Here is a 17,004-nt window from a genome sequence, read left to right as displayed (position 1 = left end):
GAGAAAGACCGCACCGGCAAGGAGCCGGCGCGGTGCGACCGGCCGCGTTACTTCACGTCGTCCGTGGTAACGAGCTTGATGTCGGTCTTGACCCAGCCCTCGAGCTTCGGTCCGCCGCCCACCACCGCCAGGGCCTTGTCGATGGCATCGGATGCCATTTGCGAACCGAACTGGTCCACGGTCGCGAGCAGCTTGCCTTCCTTCAGCAGCGGCTGGACGGCCGAGACGTTGTCGAAGCCGACGACCTTGATGTCGGGGCGGCCGGCCGCGTCGAGCGCCTTGATGACGCCGATCGCCATCGAATCGTTTGCCGCCATGACACCCTGGATGTCCGGGTGAGCCGTCAGCATGGTCGAGAACACGGAGTTGGCCTCTTCCGTTTCCCAATGCGCGGTGCGCGAATCGAGCAGGTTGAGCTTGCCTGCGGCGATCGCATCCTCAAAGCCGAGCTTGCGCTGGGCCGCGTTGTCGGCGCCTGGATTGCCCTCGATGATAACGACCTTGCCACCCTCGCCGAGCGCCTTGGCGAGAGACTCGCCCGCCAGCTTGGCGCCGCCGCGGTTGTCAGGGCCGACGAAGGCCAGATCCAGCCCGGCATCCTTCTTGGCCTGCTCATCGAGTGAGACGTCGAAGTTGACCACCGTGATGCCTGCATCGATCGCCTTCTTCAGCGGAGCGACCATCGCACGCGAATCGGCTGGTGCAATGACGATCGCATCGACGCCCTGGGTGATGAAGTTCTCGACACCGTTCAACTGGCTTTCGAAATCCGTTTCATTCTGCATGCCGATGGCCTTCAGCTCGTAGTCGCCACGCTTCTTGGCGTGGGCTTCGGCACCCTCCAGCATGTTCTTGAAGAAGTCGTTGGCGAGCGACTTCATGACGAGGCCGACGACCGGCTTGTCGGCGGCGGCGGCAATGGTCGGAAGCGCAGTTGCTGCGACGAGTGCCACGACGGATGCGAGTTTGAAAAGTTTCATCGTAATCCTCCTTGAGAAACCGCCGCCCTCCAGCAGCGGTGAAACGTTTCATCGGCAAGCCAGATATCGTTTCAGGCCGCAGGAAATCGTTTCATCGCGACGCTGTCAATATGAAACGTTTCATCGTTGCAATCTTTTGCACCGGGTATATATCCAGACTCAAAGCTTGCCCGTGGGAGTGCTCTTGACCGTCACCATCAAAGATGTCGCGAAGGCTGCGGGAGTCGCCGTCGGCACGGTCTCGCGGGTCCTTGCGAAGAACAAGACGGTCAGTGAAGAGATTCGGACCCGCGTCGAAGAAGTCATCCAGCAACTCGGCTATACGCCAAACTCCCTGGGACGTAACCTGAGGCTGAACAGGACTGACCTTATAGGCTTGGTGATCCCGGACATCACCAACCCCTTCTTTGCCGAGCTTGCGAAACATGTCGAGATGATGGCGTCGGCCGAAGGCTATTCGGTTCTCCTTGCCAATTCCCATGACGATCCCGCCGCCGAACAGCAGCAGGTGCAAACGCTGCTCGGCCGTCTGCCGAGCGGACTTATCTTGGTTCCGGTCAGCGAAAGCAGGATCGGAGACCTCGTCAGTGGTACGAATACCGTCACCGTCGACCGCCCCCTGAAGGGCCAGACGCTTGTCGGCGTGGATAACAGGAGAGGCGGCTATCTCGCCGCCGACTACCTGTTGTCACTCGGGCACCGCCGCCTCGGCTACATGGGGGGGCCTCAGATCCTGGACGTCGCGCGCGAACGGTATGAAGGCTTCATCAGTCGGATTGAGGAGTTTCAGCAGCAGCATCCGAGCCGGTCGTTCGCCATCCAGACCGTTGACGGCAATTTCGACTACAGGGCCGGCGAGGAGCTTGGCAACAGGCTGCTGCGACAGCAACACCCGCCGACGGCGATCGCCACCGCCAGCGATCAGCAGGCGATCGGCCTGATGCGCGCGGCCGCCGATATCGGTCTCTCCATACCGGACGACCTGTCGATCGTCGGCTTCGACGATATCCCGCTTGCCTCCCTCGTCCTGCCGCGCTTGACGACGATTCGCCAACCGCTCGCCGAGATAGCGCGGATTGCGCTCGATGCAATCCTCAAGCGCTCATCTGCGACAGAGTGCAAGCTTGAGCCGGTCCTGGTCGAACGAAGCTCGACGCGGGCCTGGCCCGCGTAATAACGGCTCAGCGATGGGTGCTGGCCTTAACCCGTCAATTGCGCAGCCTGTAGCCGGTACGGAAGATCCAGGTCAGCAAGGACATGCAGATCGCCAGGAAAGCGAGAATGATCACGGCGCTGGCGAGCGGATTGACGTCGGAGATCTCGAAGAAGCTCCAGCGGAAACCGCTGATCAGGTAGAGCACCGGATTGAAGTGGCTGACCGCCCGCCAGAATGGCGGCAGCATATCGACCGAATAGAAGCTGCCGCCCAAGAAGACGAGCGGCGGGACGACCAGCATCGGGATCAGGTTCAACTGCTCGAAGTCCTTCGCCCAGATGCCGATGATGAAGCCGAAGAGGCTAAAGGTCACCGCCGTCAGCACGAAGAAGAAGATCATCGCGAAGGGGTGGGCGATGCTGAGATCGACGAACAGCGATGCGGTGATCAGGATGATCGTGCCGATCATCAGCCCCTTGGTCGCGGCCGCGCCGACATAGCCGAGAACTATTTCCAGCATCGAGATCGGCGATGACAGCACTTCGTAGATCGTGCCGGTGAACTTGGGGAAATAGATGCCGAAGGAACCGTTGCCGATGCATTGCGTCAGGAGCGTCAGCATCATCAGCCCCGGCGTGATGAAGGCGCCGTAGGAAACGCCGTCGATCTGCTGGATGCGTTCGCCGATCGCCGCGCCAAACACGATGAAATAGAGCGAGGTCGAAATGACCGGCGACACCACGCTCTGCAGCAGGGTGCGTCGCGTACGCGCCATCTCGAAGAAATAGATGGACTTGACCGCCTCGATATTCATCGCCCTGCCTCCACGATCTCGACGAAAATATCTTCGAGCGAGCTTTGCTGCGTCGAAAGATCCCGAAGTCTGATTCCGGTCTCGGCGAGCGTCGCTAGCAGCGCGGTGATGCCGGTCCGTTCGGCGCTCGTGTCGTAGTCGTAGATCAGACTTTGACCATTGTCCTCGAGCGTCAGGTTGTAGGACGACAAGGAATCCGGAATGCGCTCCAACGGTTGGGCGAGATCGACGCGCAACTGCTTGCGGCCAAGCTTCGTCATCAGCGCATTCTTGTCCTCGACCAGGAGGATTTCGCCACCATTGATGACGGCGATCCGGTCGGCGATCTCTTCCGCTTCCTCGATGTAGTGTGTCGTCAGGATGATCGTTACGCCCGAAGCCCGCAGCCGCTCGACGACCTCCCACATGCTCTTGCGCAGGCTGACGTCGACGCCCGCGGTCGGCTCGTCGAGGAAGAGCACGCGCGGCTCGTGCGACAACGCCTTGGCGATCAGCACGCGCCGCTTCATGCCGCCCGAAAGCTCGCGCAGCATGTTGTCCTTCTTGCTCCAGAGCGACAGGTCTTTCAGCACCTTCTCGATATGGGCGGGGTCCGGCTTCTTGCCGTGCAGGCCGCGCGAGAAGGAAACGGTGTTCCACACCGTCTCGAAGGCATCCGTCGTCAGTTCCTGAGGCACCAGCCCGATCATCGACCGCGTCTGGCGGAAGTCGCGGACGACGTCATGGCCATTGACGGTGACCTCCCCGCCGCTCGGATTGACGATGCCGCAGATGATCGAGATCAGGGTGGTCTTGCCGGCCCCGTTGGGTCCGAGCAAAGCGAGGATCTCCCCCTCCTCTATCTCGAGGCTAACGCCCTTCAGCGCCTCGAAGCCGGAGGCATAGGTTTTCGACAGGTTCGAAACGGAAACAATAGAAGCCATGAAAAACGGATCCGAATGCGGGGCAATATCAGAGGATTGCTGCTCTATATGGGCCAATTCGTTTCGCTTTGCAGCCCATCCCGCTCAATTTTAAAGGTGACGCTGCGTCAAACGATACAGCGAGACGCCGATGTTAAGAGGTCCGCTGCCGCAGCCGCGCTCCAAACAGGCGATCATGGGCCGCCATCCCGGCGAGCATCGCGGTGCTGAAGAGCGCGGTTGCCGGCAGGCCGAGCGACAGAGATGCAAGTGCCGGGCCGGGGCATAGCCCGACCATGCCCCAGCCGATGCCGAAGATCGCCGAACCGACGAGCAGCCGGCGATCGATGATGCGTGTTTCCGAAAGATGGAAGCGACTATCGAGAAGCGGTTTGTGCATTCGACGCACCAATGCCATGCCCAGCGCCGAAACGGCGACGGCGCCGGCTAGCACAAAGCCGAGGCTCGGATCCCAATCGCGGGTAATATCGAGGAAACCGCGGACACGCGCCGGGTTCAGCATCCCCGAAAGCGCCAGGCCAAGGCCGAAGACGATGCCGGACATGAGGGCGGCGACAACGCGAAGGCGTTCGATTCGGTTCATGCGAAGAGCCCCATCAGATAGACCGTCGCGACCGCCGCGGCCATGAAGCTGGCGACCGCAGCCATCGAACGGCGTGAAAGGCGCGCAAGCCCCACGACCCCATGGCCGCTGGTGCAGCCAGAACCCATGCGCGAACCGTAGCCGACCAGCAGACCACCCGCGACGACAAGCGGCCAGGGCGTTACCAATTCCACCACGGGCCACGCACCCGCGAGCAGGCGGAAGAGAACGGGTCCGACAAACAGCCCGATGACGAAAGCGGCGCCGGTCGCCGTCTGCACGCCCTGCAGCAGCCGTCCGGCAATGCCGCTCACCCCGGCAACCCGACCGTTCGCCATCATCAGAATCACCGCCGACAGTCCGATCAGCATGCCGCCGCAGAACGTAGCCAAATACGCGGTCATTGCTTCATCTCCTGTCGCAGAATATCTCGTAGAGCGCCATGATCAGCCGTGCCGCCTTCTCCTCGGCGAGGCGATAGAAGATCTGCTTCGCATCGCGCCGTGTCGCGACGATGCCCGCTTCGCGCAGCACGGTCAGTTGCTGCGACAAGGTCGGCTGGTGGATGCCGAGGGTCTCTTCCAACTGGCCGACGGAATGCTCGCCCTCGACAAGCGTGCAGACGATCATCAGCCGGTTCTGGTTTGCGAGTGTCTTGAGCAGGGCGGCCGCTTCGCCCGCTCGCTCGCCCATGTCCGGGCCGACGTTTCGCATTTTCGTGCCCGTTCGCATATCCATCTCCTTTCAGCCCCACGCCGCTCCCTTCAGCGCATTGAGCGGAAATTTCAGATAGCGCGCGCCGTTGGCTTCCGGATCCGGCAACCGGCCGCCGCGAATATTGACCTGCAATGCGTGCAGAATCAGCTTCGGCATCGGCAGCGTCCTGTCGCGCGCCTCGCGCAATTGAACGAACTGATCCTCGGTCATGCCAGCAAGATGGGCGTTGCAGCGCTTCTGCTCGCCTACGGTACTCTCCCAGCGCGGCTCGCGGCCTTCCGGCCGGTAATCGTGACCGATGAAAACGCGGGTTTCGTCCGGCAGCGCCAGGATCTCGGCGATCGAGCGCCACAGCTGGCGTGCGTCGCCCCCCGGGAAATCCGCCCGGGCCGTCCCGCTGTCCGGCATGAAGATCGTGTCGTGGACGAAGGCTGCGTCGCCGAAGATATAGGTCACGGAGGCAAGGGTGTGGCCTGGCGAATAGAGCACCCGTCCTTCGATCGACCCGAGGGGGACGTGTTCGCCGCCGTCGAAGAGATGGTCCCATTGCGACCCGTCCGCTTCGAGCTCAGGCCAGTTGTAAATGCCCTTCCAGAGCTTCTGGACGCGGACGATCTCGGATCCGATGCCTGTGGGCGCCCCGGTCCGTTCCTTCAGATACGCGGCAGCCGAGAAATGATCCGCATGCGGATGGGTGTCGAGGATCGATTCGACCGTCAGGCCGTTCTGCGCCACGTAATCGAGGATCAGATCCGCCTGCTCGGTCGCCGTCGTACCCGATTTCTCGTCGAAGTCGAGCACCGGGTCGATGATGGCGCAACGCTTTGTCAGCGGATCGGAAACGACATATTGGATGCTTCCCGTGCGACACTCGTAAAAGCCTTTGACGTCCGGTTTTGCAAGCGCAGCTGCAGACATCGTTGCCTCCCAATTCATCAATATACATTTAAATATAATATATATCGTCCGGCCGAACAAGTTACTCGGGCGACGTCAATCTCACGTCGCGCGCTTCAAAGACCTCGGAGAGACGGATTATCGCACAGCCGCAATGCGAAGGGGCATCCAATTTCGGGTGGCCGGAATGCGATTATCAGGCTCGATTCCGGGCTAGCCGTAGAGGCTGTAGAGGAAGCGCAAGGCTATCAAGATCATGAAGATACCGAAGCCCGCCTCGAGCTGCCGCCTGTCCATTGCATGCGCCAGGCGCACGCCGAGCGGAGCCACCAGCAACGAGACCGGAATGATCAAGCCAACCGCGATCCAGTTGACGAAACCGGTCGAAAGCGGCGGCAGACCGGGTTCGCCCCAGCCGGCCCAGATGTAACCGAACAGCCCGGGGATCGAGATCAGCACGCCGACGCCGGAGGACGTCGCGATCGCCTGGTGGATCGGCCGGTTGTAGAGCGTCATGAACGTATTGTTGAGCACGCCGCCTCCAACGCCCATCAGGCCGGACAAAACGCCGATCACTACGCCGACGAGCCACCTGATCGGATTCTTCGGAAGCTCGGTGCCAAGGCGCCAGGTCGCGCGGTTGAAGATCATCCGCAATGCCACCGCGAGCGCGATGGCGGCGAAGACAAGCCGCAAGGTTTCGCTGCTGACATAGGCCGCGATCACGGTGGCCAGGATGGCGCCGAGCGGAATGGCGAGGATCCAATTGCGTAGCAGGGCCGTGTCGACGACGCCGCGCCGGTAGTGCAGCAGGAAGGAACGCACCGATGTCGGCACGATGATTGCCGTTGAGGTGCCCACCGACAGATGCATCCGCTCCGCGTCGTCGACACCGAGGAGCCCGAAGACCTGAAAGAAGACCGGCACAAGGATGGCGCCGCCGCCGACGCCGAAGAGGCCGGCAAGTACGCCGGACACGACACCGGCCGCGGCCAGCGCCAGGGCAAACATCATCAGTTCCGAGAGCGGCGGCATGGAAAACCCGATCTTGCTGAAGGCCGGCAACAGATTCTGCCGATGGGGATGAGCCCCATCACTGTCATGAAACGGTGATGCTTTTCAATCACCTTCAAGAGGCGTTGAGCAACCCCGCTCTCGTGATTTGCACGCCGGAGCCTCCCCTATCCTCCGGTCGTTTTTGGCCGGCCCCCGCCGGCCTCTTTTTTTGCGCGCCTTGCCGCCAATGCATGTCGCCCAAAAGTGTGCAGCGGTTTTGGGATGACGACATGCACAAAGACAAGAAGCTAAAGCGCGCCGCGTGAATACGTTTGAATGCGACGCGCTTTAGTCGCAATGGCGGTAGCCGGACTTCCGGGTCCTGAGGTCGAAGTGGAAATGGTCCTTGTGGTAGGGGTCGCTGCCGGGGCCGAGCACGGTGTGGAAATATTTGCAGCTGTCGGCGCGCACCGCCTTCAACAGCCCGCGCTCCCGGAAGGCGAAGAAGCCCTTTCGGCGCACGTCGATCTCCTTGCCGTTCTTCAACACGAATTTGCCGACGTCGATAGCATTGCCGCGTGCGTGTTCCGACATCGGATTGCCGCGGCGCGAGTTCATCGTCCGGCAGGAATAGCCGCCGAGCGGCTTGATCGTCTTGACGCCGGACCAGTAGCGATAGCGCGAGGACGGCGCGAGCTCGTATTTCACCCATTTGGCGAAGGCTTCGGTCACCTGGCAATTGAGCTTCACCGCAGGCTTGACGGCAATATTGCCGGAAAGGCCGCTGATCTCGACCGGGTAGTCGATGCCGCACGACGGACCGTTATAAATGCGCGGCACGTCGCGGAAGGTGACGCCGAGCTTCTGCAGGCGCTGGCGGCAGGCGATCTCCGAGCGCGGCATTTCGCCGGTGTATTCAGGCGTCGACAGCGGATTGCGGGCGCGCGGCAGGAAGGCGACCTGCTGCGGCTCCTCGGCGCGCCGAATGGTTCGCTGCGGCTCGACGGGTCGCGCCCTCTTCACTTCTTCCGCGGAAATCTGCTCGGGCGACAGCGGCGGCAGATCGGGATCGTAACCCGGACTAGCTTCCGAAACAGGCTCCGGCTCGGCCGGGCCGCCGAGCTGACGCACGTTGTCCTCGCCAATACCGCCGACGACCGGCTGGGCGGTGTTGCCTTCGGCGATGTCACCGGCCTGCTCCTGCGCCAGGCCGACGACCGGCTCGACGCCGAGCATCGCATCCATGTTGACGCCTTCGGGAGGAACCGTCATCGGACCGGCGCTTGCGACTTGGGTCTCAGCCATCTCCGGCTGGCTGTCGATCATCGGCAGGCTGCCTTGCGGGTCGGCGGCGCCAGCGGTCCTGTCGCTGAACGTCGATACCGGCTCTTCCGACGGATAGGCGGCCGCCTGTTGTTGCGGATTGGCAACGACGCGGCTCGGCCTGATGGCGCCGACACGGGACGCAGCATCGATCCTGGCCGGTGGCGAAAGTACGTCCGTGCTACAGGCCACAAGCGGAATGGACAGCAGCAGCGCCGTCAACGGTCGATGGAGAAGAGAAACATACGCCATACCAATTGCCGCCTTCGTCCATGACAAAGCCACCGCCTGCCCACAATCGAAACGTGACGTGCCGCTATGTCGCCAAGCAGGCAGGCGGCCGAAAAAGTCGGGTTCAAGCCGCACTATAGGCAAACGTGGTTAATGAAGCTTTGCCCGCGACCAAAAGTGGCCCGCACTGGCACAAGCCTCTGGCTCGGCGACCCTATGTCAGCCGCACTCGCCTCGGTGGACAATCCGGAAACCGGCCGCGCCGGCCTCGCAGGCGTTCGGGAAGGTCGTGAGCCGTGCGCCGCGCTGGCCGCACACCGGAGCATATTCCCGCGTGCAAAACTGCTGCGGCGGCGCGGGATCATCGCTGCGACGGCATTCGCCCGATCCGACCACCCGGAACCCGTCGGCGCGCGCCTCGCAGGCATTCGGAAATGTCCGCCTCTGCCGGCCGCGCTGGCCGCAGACCGGCGCGTATTGGCGGCTGCAGGCCTGCTCCACCGGCGGACGCACATCCGGCCGGCATTCGCCGCGGTGCAGGACGCGGAACCCGTCGGCGCGCGCATTGCAGGCGTTGGGGAAGGTTCTGAGCCGGTTGCCGCGTTCGCCGCAGACCGGTGCGAACTCCATCGTGCACATTTGCGGCGGCCGGATCGGCGCGGGGCCGGGGCGCTCGTCGACGACGACCGTGCAGGCGGAAAGAAGGCCGATCACCATCAAGACCGCAGCGGATGGCCGCGAGATCAATAGCCTGAGAAGCGACATGGAAATCCTCCGCGGTGATGCTGCGCCCGGGCGGCTGCGCAGCCGCCCTCTCCCGGCGCGATCTCACCTGGAATGGACAGCGCGGTCAAGATCCGCGAACCGGATCACTTTCATACAACTGGCGATAGGAAGCGAGTCGAAACAAAAGGACCCGCGCCCTTTCGAACGCGGGTCAGTCCTGCAACTGCACTTCTCTTTTGTTGATGCTTTAGGCCGCCCGGCCATACGCCGCTTGCCCGTCCCGCAAGCGGAACTTCTCGAGCAGCGACTTCAACTCGCGGCTTTCCTGGGCCAATACCTGGCTCGCGGCCGTCGTTTCCTCGACCATCGCCGCGTTCTGCTGCGTCATCTGGTCCATGCTGTTGACGGCCGTGTTGACCTCCTGGAGGCCCGTCGCCTGTTCCCGCGCCGCGGTGGCGATCGAGGCAACCTGTTCGTTCACCTGGTTGACGAGCGCCTCGATCTCCATCAGGGCGTCGCCCGTTGAGCGGACGAGCTCGACCCCCGCGCCGACTTCCTTGACCGATGTGCCGATCAGACCCTTGATCTCCTTCGCAGCTCCAGCCGAACGTTGCGCAAGCTCGCGGACTTCCTGGGCGACGACCGCAAAGCCGCGTCCCGCCTCGCCTGCCCGCGCCGCTTCCACGCCGGCGTTCAGCGCCAGCAGGTTGGTCTGGAAGGCGATTTCGTCGATGACGCCGATGATCTGGCTGATGCGGCTCGAAGAATCCTCGATACGCCCCATGGCATCGATCGCGTTGCGGACGATGCCGCCCGATTTCGCGGCACTTGCCTTGGTCTCGTTGACCATGTCGCGCGCCTCGACGGCGCGGTCCGAGGCGTGGCGCACGGTCGACGTGATCTCGTCGAGCGCCGCGGCGGTTTCTTCCAGGGCGGCGGCCTGTTGCTCCGTCCGCCGTGCCAGATTGTTCGCCGCCTCGGAAATGTCGCCGGCACTGCCGTGCACGACCTCCGTCGATTGCGAGATCGCCCCGATCACATCGCGAAGCGCGGCGACGGCGGTATTGAAGTCGTGCTTGAGCTTGCCGTATTCCGGCGCGATGCGGCCGACCTCGGCCGTCAGATCGCCGCTTGCCAGCCGCTCCAGCGCGGCGCCGAGCGCTTCCATCGCCTCAGCCTGGGCGGCCGCGGTCGAGCGCTGCAGTTCCTCATTGCCGCGCCGCTCGGCGTTCAGCCGATCCTGCTGCTCGTCTTCGCGTGATCGCAGTTCCAGGCGCTCCTTCACGGAATCCCGCAGCACCAGCAGAACCTTGGCCATCTGGCCGATCTCGTCGGCGCGGTCCGTTTCAGGAACCTCCGAGGAAACGTCCTCGTCGGCAATCGCCTGCATCGAGACCTTCAGCCGTTCCACCGGCCGCACGACGCTGCGGACGATCGCCAGCGCCGCCATCAGGATCGCCAGCGCGGCCGCGGCAAGAATGCCGCCCACCTGCCAGGCGCGCTCGCGGAACATTGCCGCGAGGTCGTCGGCATAGACGCCGGTGCCGACGACCCAGCCCCAGGGCTTGAAGCCGGCCACATGCGAATATTTCAGCACCGGTTCCTCGGCGCCGGGTTTCGGCCAGTAGTAGTCGACGAAGCCCCTGCCCTCAGCCTGCACCGTCTTGACGAATTCGACGAACAGGAATTTCCCGTTGGGATCCTTGTTCTGGGAAAGATCCTTGCCGTCCAGTTCCGGCTTGATCGGATGCATCACCATCGTCGGCTGCATGTCGTTGACCCAGAAGTAGCCACTGTCCTGGTAGCGCATCGCCTTGATCGCTTCCAAGGCACGCTTCTGCGCCTCCTCGCGCGGCAGCGTCCCGGCCTCTTCCTGCTTGTGATAGGCCTCGAACACCGTAACGGCGTTCTCGTTCATTGCCGAAAGCATCGCCTTACGCTCGGCGACGAGCTTGTCCTGCGCCTGGATCAGGCCGAAGGTCAATGCCGCCGCCATCACCAACAACGCAAATGCCACCAGCGCGTAAAGCCGCGCCGAAATCCGAAATCGTCTCATCCCAGCCTCCCTCTCAGTGGCTTGCAGGATAAGGACAGGTATTTGCGAAGCTCCTAACAAATGCTTCGCTAGATTTTACGGTCGATCCTTAATGAATCGGCAACCATGGCGGGCGCCGAACAGGTGGCGAGATTTGGTGAGACCCTCTTTTTCCGATACCCGCCATGGGCTAAACCTTTTGCCGACAATGGGAGACGGGCCGCATGAATGCAGTGATCAAGCCGAATGGCGAGCTAACCTTGCGCACGCTGGCGATGCCGCGCGATGCCAATGCCGCCGGCGATATATTCGGCGGATGGGTGATGGCGCAGATGGACCTTTCCTGCGGCATCCGGGCCGCCGAACGCGCCAGGGGCCGCGTCGTGACCGCCGCGGTGAAGGAAATGGCGTTCGCCCTGCCGGTGAAGATCGGCGACACGCTGTGCATCTATACGGACATCGTCACAGTCGGGCGCACCTCGATGACGCTCAAGGTCGAGGCCTGGGCGCAGCGCTATCTCTCGCATGTGATGGAGAAGGTCACCGACGCCATTTTCGTGATGGTGGCGCTCGACAGCAGCGGCAAGCCGACACCCGTGCCGGCGGAATAGCGGCAACCCATGGACTCGCCCGCGCCGGATCCGGCGATCTTCTCCCATATCCGCGTCGTGATGGGCATGATCATCAGCCTCAGCCTGGCGCGGCTGCTGAGCGGCGTGGCGCTCTTCATACAGCACCCCGGCAAGACGAAAGTGTACTGGATCCATCTCGGCTGGGTGCTGTTCCTGTTCGTTTTCCTCGTGCATTTCTGGTGGTGGGAGTACCACCTGCACGCGCTGCCGGTGATCGACGTCACCGTCTATCTCTTCGTTATCCTCTACGCCTGCGTCTTCTTCTTCCTGTGCGTGCTGCTTTTCCCCACGTCGCTGGAGGACTACAGCGGCTACGAGCACTATTTCATGTCGCGCCGCGCCTGGTTCTTCGGCTTCCTCGCCCTCGCCTTCATCGTCGACCTGATCGACACGGCGGTGAAGGGAAAGGCTTATTTCGAGTCCTTCGGCATCGAGTATCCGCTGCGTAACGCGGCCTACATAGCGCTCTGCATCGTCGCTGCGCTCACGCCGAACCGCCGGTTCCATGCCGTCTTTCTGGTGGGCGGCCTGCTCTATCAACTGGCCTGGATGTACCGCGCCTTCGACCTGCTGGATTGAGTGGGGCGCGGCCTACCCCTTCGCCCCGCATGCGGAGGGAAGGTCGCGGCAGCCGGATGAGGGGCACCCCGAGCGAAGACCTTCATCCCTTGAAGATGAACGATGCTCCGAGCGCGATCAGCGCGAAGCCGATCAGTTGATGCCAGCCGAGCGGCTCCTTCAGCCAGAAGACCGAGAAGATGATGAAGACGCTGAGCGTGATCACCTCTTGCATCGTTTTCAACTGCGCCGCCGAATAGACGGAATGGCCGATGCGATTGGCCGGGACGGCGAGCCAATACTCGAAGAAGGCGATGCCCCAGCTCGCGACGATGACGATATAGAGCGGCGAGGAGGTGAACTTCAGGTGGCCGTACCAGGCGAAGGTCATGAAGACATTGGAAGCGAGCAGCAGCACAACCGGCCAGACATAGGCGGGATTGATGGCAAGGGACATGAAGACCTCGGGAGAACGCGAATCAGTGTCCGAGGATGATCCGGCCACACCCGCCGTTTCAAGCCTCTCCATGCCGCGCGACCCGCAGTCCATTCATCGTCGACATAACCCTGTAATCGAAAAGCAACGGCCGGCGCAGCCCCGTTGCTGCTGGCCGGAGGTTGGTCCGGGAAGACCGAAAATCCACGCCGGCCGTTTCCCTTTTGTACTCATTCCCCCTTTCCTTTCGGACTGACTCTCTCCATATTCCCCGCCATGACCCGATCTCCGAAGAGTTCCCCGAAGAAACCGTCAACACCCAACGGCTTCGAAGAGGCCCCGCAGGCGCCGCTTTCCGGCACGCCGCTGTCCGGCAACGTCTCCGACTGGGTGAAGCAGCTCGAGGCCGAGGCGGAAGTTTCCGCCTTCGAAAGCCAGCGGGAGATCGCTTCCAAAGCCGGCAAGCACCGCAAGAAGGTCGAGATCGCCGCCTCGAAAACCGCTGCGAAGGGCAAAGGCAAGCCCGAGACCGTCGCGGGCAAGACCGCCCGCGGCACGTCGATGGGCGGCAGCCACGATCCCAAGACGCGCGCCGCCGCCGGGCTCAACCCCGTCGCCGGCCTCGACGTCGCTCTGGAGGATGCCGACAAGCTGACCACCGGTTCCGGTGTCACCGCGACCGTCGAGGCGCTCGCCAAGCTCATCGAGAGCGGCAATCCGCTCTTCAAGGACGGCAAGCTCTGGACGCCGCACCGCCCTGCCCGACCGGAAAAGTCCGAAGGCGGCATCGCCATCCGCATGCAATCGGACTACGAGCCCGCCGGCGACCAGCCGACGGCGATCGGCGACCTTGTCGACGGTCTCACCACCGGCGAGCGCAACCAGGTGCTGCTCGGCGTCACCGGTTCGGGAAAGACCTTCACCATGGCCAAGGTGATCGAGGCGACGCAGCGCCCGGCCGTCATTCTGGCGCCGAACAAGACACTCGCCGCCCAGCTCTATTCCGAGTTCAAGAACTTCTTTCCGGACAACGCCGTCGAGTATTTCGTCTCCTACTACGACTACTACCAGCCGGAAGCCTATGTGCCGCGCTCCGACACCTATATCGAGAAGGAGTCCTCGATCAACGAGCAGATCGACCGCATGCGCCACTCGGCGACGCGCTCGCTGCTCGAACGCGACGACGTCATCATCGTCGCCTCGGTCTCCTGCATCTACGGTATCGGCTCGGTCGAGACCTATACGGCGATGACCTTCCAGATGAATGTCGGCGACCGGCTGGACCAGCGGCAATTGCTCGCCGACCTGGTGGCACAGCAATACAAGCGCCGCGACATGGATTTCCAGCGCGGTTCGTTCCGGGTGCGCGGCGACACGATCGAGATCTTCCCGGCCCACCTGGAGGACGCCGCCTGGCGCATCTCGATGTTCGGCGACGAGATCGACGCCATCACCGAGTTCGATCCGCTGACCGGCCAGAGGACCGGCGATCTGAAATCGGTGAAGATCTACGCCAACTCGCACTACGTGACGCCGCGGCCGACGCTGAATGCCGCCACCAAGGCGATCAAGGACGAGCTGGCGCACCGCCTCGTCGAGCTGGAACGGGCCGGCCGGCTGCTCGAAGCGCAGCGCCTCGAACAGCGCACCCGCTACGACCTGGAAATGCTGGAGGCCACCGGCTCCTGCCAGGGCATCGAGAACTATTCGCGCTATCTGACGGGCCGCAAGCCGGGCGAGCCGCCGCCGACGCTGTTCGAATATATTCCGGACAACGCGCTGATCTTCATCGACGAGAGCCACGTCACTATTCCGCAGATCGGCGGGATGTATCGCGGCGACTTCCGTCGCAAGGCGACGCTGGCCGAATACGGCTTCCGCCTGCCCTCCTGCATGGACAACCGACCTTTGCGTTTCGAGGAGTGGGACGCGATGCGCCCCGACACGATCGCCGTTTCGGCGACGCCCGGCGGCTGGGAGATGGAGCAGTCCGGCGGCGTCTTCGCCGAACAGGTGATCCGCCCGACCGGCCTCATCGACCCGCCGGTCGAGGTGCGCTCGGCCAAAACCCAGGTCGACGACGTGCTCGGCGAGATCCGTGAGACGGCCGCCGCCGGCTACCGCACGCTCGTCACCGTGCTGACCAAGCGCATGGCCGAGGATCTGACCGAATATCTGCACGAGCAGGGCGTGCGGGTACGCTACATGCACTCCGACATCGACACGCTGGAGCGCATCGAGATCATCCGCGACCTGCGCCTCGGCGCTTTCGACGTGCTGGTCGGCATCAACCTGCTGCGCGAGGGCCTCGACATTCCCGAATGCGGCTTCGTCGCCATCCTCGACGCCGACAAGGAAGGCTTCCTGCGCTCGGAAACCTCGCTGATCCAGACGATCGGCCGCGCCGCCCGCAATGTCGACGGCAAGGTCATCCTCTATGCCGACACGATCACCGGCTCGATGAGCCGGGCGATGGAGGAGACCGCCCGCCGCCGCGAGAAGCAGATGGCTTATAACCTCGAAAACGGCATCACGCCGGAATCGGTGAAAGCGAAGATCTCCGACATTCTCGACTCGGTCTACGAGCGCGACCACGTCCGCGCCGACATCTCCGGCGTCGCCGGCAAGGGTTTTGCCGAGGCCGGCCACCTCGTCGGCAACAATCTGCAGGCGCATCTCAACGCGCTCGAAAAGCAGATGCGCGACGCCGCCGCCGACCTCGACTTCGAAACCGCCGCGCGGCTGCGCGACGAGATCAAGCGCCTCAAGGCCGCCGAACTCGCCGTGCTGGATGATCCGATGGCGCGCGAAGAAGCCAGGTCGCAGGAAGGCGGTAAGCGGGGCGGAAAGGGTGCGGCCGGCACGCCTGACTCCCTCCCCCTTGTAGGGAGGGTTGGGGAGGGGAAAAACGAAACCTCTCCCGGCCCTTCGGGCCACCCCCCCCACAAGGGGGAGGGAAAGTCCTACTTCGCCAAACCCTCACTCGACGACATGGGCCCGGGCACCGACACCGAACGCCCGCTGTTCCGCAAGCCCGACCTCGACGAAATGGGCCGCGACGTGGCAATTCCTGCCGGCCGCGAGGCGGAGGAGCGTTCGCTGTTCCGGAAGAATACCCGTCCGGACGCCCTGTCCGACGAAGGCGGGCAAGATAGCGAGTCCGGACCATCAAAGACTTCAAGCTATTTTCGCAAAAATAACTTGGACGAGATGACCGTCGGACGGACAGAGAAGCCCGTGACCGGAAAAGTTCCGGAGAAGCCGCTGATCCGCGCCAAGCCAGGCGTCGGCTCCTACGAGGACCCGGCGGAGGAGAAGCGCCACAAGGGACGGACGAAGGGAAAGACGGGTCGGCCGGGACGGTAAAGCTTTCCGTCGCCGCATCTCCAGCAGCATCAAGCCCTTTACGGCCTTTGGATCAGCGCACCGCACACGCCCTTTCTGCTCTCGATCGAAGTTAGTCCCTGCTGGCCGAAATCAACTTCATCCGGGCGATCACCGGCTCAACGTGAGAAACCCGCAACCGCGCGCGGTTACCACAAATTTTTAACGGCCACGCGGGGATTTTTAGCTCGCAGATCCGACAAAACCCCTAATTTTGTAGGGAACATTTCCCGCCGGAACTGCATTTAAGCCTTTACTAAATTAGGGAGATTTAAATGAAGGCCACCTATGCACTTCTCACGAGTACCGGCCTGGCGCTGATGTCGGCCGGCTTTTTAGCATCGGCTACGATCCCGGCACGAGGCCAGGAAGCCGAACGGCCCATCCTAACGGCTGACCAGTGCAGTCCGTTGACAGAGGCGAACTATCAGCTCTGCTGCATTGCGCAGAACAGAGATCAGATCCTCACCGCCGGGCAAATAGAGCAATGCCCTCCGCTGTCCACGGCGCTGATTCGCAACGTCTTTTCCACGACATCCACCAACGGAGTCACGGGTGGGAATGGAGGCGGCGGTAACGGCGGCGGCGGCGGCGGCGGCGGTGGCGGCGGTAA

At 62.9% G+C, this 17,004-nt stretch carries 16 protein-coding genes and 1 pseudogene; 5 read left to right on the top strand and 12 right to left on the bottom strand.

Going from position 1 to position 17,004, the window contains the following annotated elements; genetic code table 11:
- Window positions 1–47: 47 nt before the first annotated feature.
- Complete coding sequence (locus N181_RS08890) at window positions 48–980, bottom strand: sugar ABC transporter substrate-binding protein (RefSeq protein WP_037400580.1); 933 nt, start codon at window positions 978–980, stop codon at window positions 48–50.
- 178 nt (window positions 981–1,158) lie between these two features.
- Between N181_RS08890 and N181_RS08885 the strand changes: the two genes are divergently transcribed.
- A complete protein-coding gene (locus N181_RS08885) occupies window positions 1,159–2,154 on the top strand; it encodes a LacI family DNA-binding transcriptional regulator (RefSeq protein ID WP_234818578.1) in 996 nt (331 codons plus the stop codon).
- A gap of 34 nt (window positions 2,155–2,188) precedes the next feature.
- Here N181_RS08885 and N181_RS08880 read toward each other — a convergent pair whose 3' ends face one another.
- The 10 genes from N181_RS08880 to N181_RS08830 all read right to left on the bottom strand — a co-directional run bounded on the left by N181_RS08880 (window position 2,189) and on the right by N181_RS08830 (window position 11,402).
- Window positions 2,189–2,950 (bottom strand): ABC transporter permease, encoded by a 762-nt coding sequence (locus N181_RS08880; protein ID WP_014328580.1) that lies wholly within the window; start codon window positions 2,948–2,950, stop codon window positions 2,189–2,191.
- Entirely contained in the window at window positions 2,947–3,873 is a 927-nt protein-coding gene (locus N181_RS08875) for an ABC transporter ATP-binding protein (RefSeq protein ID WP_014328581.1), read from the bottom strand. The genes N181_RS08880 and N181_RS08875 overlap by 4 nt, the downstream gene beginning before the upstream one ends.
- Window positions 3,874–4,006: 133 nt before the next feature.
- The gene (locus N181_RS08870) at window positions 4,007–4,456 is read right to left on the bottom strand and encodes a YeeE/YedE family protein (protein WP_037400578.1); all 450 of its coding nucleotides are present in this window, start codon (window positions 4,454–4,456) and stop codon (window positions 4,007–4,009) included.
- Window positions 4,453–4,860 (bottom strand): YeeE/YedE family protein, encoded by a 408-nt coding sequence (locus N181_RS08865; protein WP_014328583.1) that lies wholly within the window; start codon window positions 4,858–4,860, stop codon window positions 4,453–4,455. The genes N181_RS08870 and N181_RS08865 overlap by 4 nt, the downstream gene beginning before the upstream one ends.
- A 4-nt stretch (window positions 4,861–4,864) precedes the next feature.
- A complete protein-coding gene (bigR, locus tag N181_RS08860) occupies window positions 4,865–5,188 on the bottom strand; it encodes a sulfite-sensing transcriptional repressor BigR (RefSeq protein WP_014328584.1) in 324 nt (107 codons plus the stop codon).
- Between the two features lie 12 nt (window positions 5,189–5,200).
- Window positions 5,201–6,091 carry an MBL fold metallo-hydrolase gene (locus N181_RS08855; RefSeq protein ID WP_037400576.1) on the bottom strand — a complete coding sequence of 297 codons (891 nt, stop codon included), beginning with the start codon at window positions 6,089–6,091 and terminating at the stop codon, window positions 5,201–5,203.
- Window positions 6,092–6,283: 192 nt separating this feature from the next.
- Window positions 6,284–7,105: a sulfite exporter TauE/SafE family protein gene (locus N181_RS08850; RefSeq protein WP_037400599.1), complete on the bottom strand. Its 822-nt coding sequence runs from the start codon at window positions 7,103–7,105 to the stop codon at window positions 6,284–6,286.
- Window positions 7,106–7,414: 309 nt separating this feature from the next.
- Complete coding sequence (locus N181_RS08840) at window positions 7,415–8,641, bottom strand: extensin-like domain-containing protein (RefSeq protein ID WP_037400572.1); 1,227 nt, start codon at window positions 8,639–8,641, stop codon at window positions 7,415–7,417.
- A 198-nt stretch (window positions 8,642–8,839) separates the two neighbouring features.
- Entirely contained in the window at window positions 8,840–9,385 is a 546-nt protein-coding gene (locus N181_RS08835; protein ID WP_037400570.1) for a Kazal-type serine protease inhibitor family protein, read from the bottom strand.
- Window positions 9,386–9,593: 208 nt separating this feature from the next.
- Window positions 9,594–11,402: a methyl-accepting chemotaxis protein gene (locus N181_RS08830; protein ID WP_037400568.1), complete on the bottom strand. Its 1,809-nt coding sequence runs from the start codon at window positions 11,400–11,402 to the stop codon at window positions 9,594–9,596.
- A 203-nt stretch (window positions 11,403–11,605) separates the two neighbouring features.
- Here N181_RS08830 and N181_RS08825 point away from each other — a divergent pair, with 203 nt between their 5' ends.
- On the top strand, window positions 11,606–11,992 hold the full coding sequence (locus tag N181_RS08825; protein ID WP_037400566.1) for an acyl-CoA thioesterase: 387 nt from the start codon (window positions 11,606–11,608) through the stop codon (window positions 11,990–11,992).
- Between the two features lie 9 nt (window positions 11,993–12,001).
- Complete coding sequence (locus N181_RS08820; protein ID WP_037400564.1) at window positions 12,002–12,592, top strand: hypothetical protein; 591 nt, start codon at window positions 12,002–12,004, stop codon at window positions 12,590–12,592.
- Window positions 12,593–12,674: 82 nt separating this feature from the next.
- Here N181_RS08820 and N181_RS08815 read toward each other — a convergent pair whose 3' ends face one another.
- A complete protein-coding gene (locus tag N181_RS08815) occupies window positions 12,675–13,028 on the bottom strand; it encodes a DMT family protein (RefSeq protein ID WP_037400597.1) in 354 nt (117 codons plus the stop codon).
- A 255-nt stretch (window positions 13,029–13,283) separates the two neighbouring features.
- On the opposite strand from N181_RS08815, the gene uvrB reads away from it, so the two are divergent.
- A complete protein-coding gene (gene uvrB / locus N181_RS08810; RefSeq protein ID WP_037400563.1) occupies window positions 13,284–16,373 on the top strand; it encodes an excinuclease ABC subunit UvrB in 3,090 nt (1,029 codons plus the stop codon).
- 293 nt (window positions 16,374–16,666) lie between these two features.
- Window positions 16,667–17,004 (top strand): annotated as a pseudogene (locus tag N181_RS08805) (hypothetical protein); the annotation flags it as partial.

The sequence above is a fragment of the Sinorhizobium fredii USDA 205 genome, assembly GCF_001461695.1.
Lineage (GTDB): Bacteria > Pseudomonadota > Alphaproteobacteria > Rhizobiales > Rhizobiaceae > Sinorhizobium > Sinorhizobium fredii.
The sequence above is the reverse complement of the archived record's forward strand: the minus strand, read 5'-3'. Positions and strand labels throughout refer to the sequence as shown.

Excerpts from the sequence above, each read along its gene's own strand:
- N181_RS08890 (WP_037400580.1), bottom strand. The coding sequence starts at position 980 with ATGAAACTTTTCAAACTCGCATCCGTCGTGGCACTCGTCGCAGCAACT.
- N181_RS08880 (WP_014328580.1), bottom strand. The coding sequence starts at position 2,950 with ATGAATATCGAGGCGGTCAAGTCCATCTATTTCTTCGAGATGGCGCGT.
- N181_RS08875 (WP_014328581.1), bottom strand. The coding sequence starts at position 3,873 with ATGGCTTCTATTGTTTCCGTTTCGAACCTGTCGAAAACCTATGCCTCC.
- N181_RS08870 (WP_037400578.1), bottom strand. The coding sequence starts at position 4,456 with ATGAACCGAATCGAACGCCTTCGCGTTGTCGCCGCCCTCATGTCCGGC.
- N181_RS08865 (WP_014328583.1), bottom strand. The coding sequence starts at position 4,860 with ATGACCGCGTATTTGGCTACGTTCTGCGGCGGCATGCTGATCGGACTG.
- bigR (WP_014328584.1), bottom strand. The coding sequence starts at position 5,188 with ATGCGAACGGGCACGAAAATGCGAAACGTCGGCCCGGACATGGGCGAG.
- N181_RS08855 (WP_037400576.1), bottom strand. The coding sequence starts at position 6,091 with ATGTCTGCAGCTGCGCTTGCAAAACCGGACGTCAAAGGCTTTTACGAG.
- N181_RS08850 (WP_037400599.1), bottom strand. The coding sequence starts at position 7,105 with ATGCCGCCGCTCTCGGAACTGATGATGTTTGCCCTGGCGCTGGCCGCG.
- N181_RS08840 (WP_037400572.1), bottom strand. The coding sequence starts at position 8,641 with ATGGCGTATGTTTCTCTTCTCCATCGACCGTTGACGGCGCTGCTGCTG.
- N181_RS08835 (WP_037400570.1), bottom strand. The coding sequence starts at position 9,385 with ATGTCGCTTCTCAGGCTATTGATCTCGCGGCCATCCGCTGCGGTCTTG.
- N181_RS08830 (WP_037400568.1), bottom strand. The coding sequence starts at position 11,402 with ATGAGACGATTTCGGATTTCGGCGCGGCTTTACGCGCTGGTGGCATTT.
- N181_RS08825 (WP_037400566.1), top strand. The coding sequence starts at position 11,606 with ATGAATGCAGTGATCAAGCCGAATGGCGAGCTAACCTTGCGCACGCTG.
- N181_RS08820 (WP_037400564.1), top strand. The coding sequence starts at position 12,002 with ATGGACTCGCCCGCGCCGGATCCGGCGATCTTCTCCCATATCCGCGTC.
- N181_RS08815 (WP_037400597.1), bottom strand. The coding sequence starts at position 13,028 with ATGTCCCTTGCCATCAATCCCGCCTATGTCTGGCCGGTTGTGCTGCTG.
- uvrB (WP_037400563.1), top strand. The coding sequence starts at position 13,284 with ATGACCCGATCTCCGAAGAGTTCCCCGAAGAAACCGTCAACACCCAAC.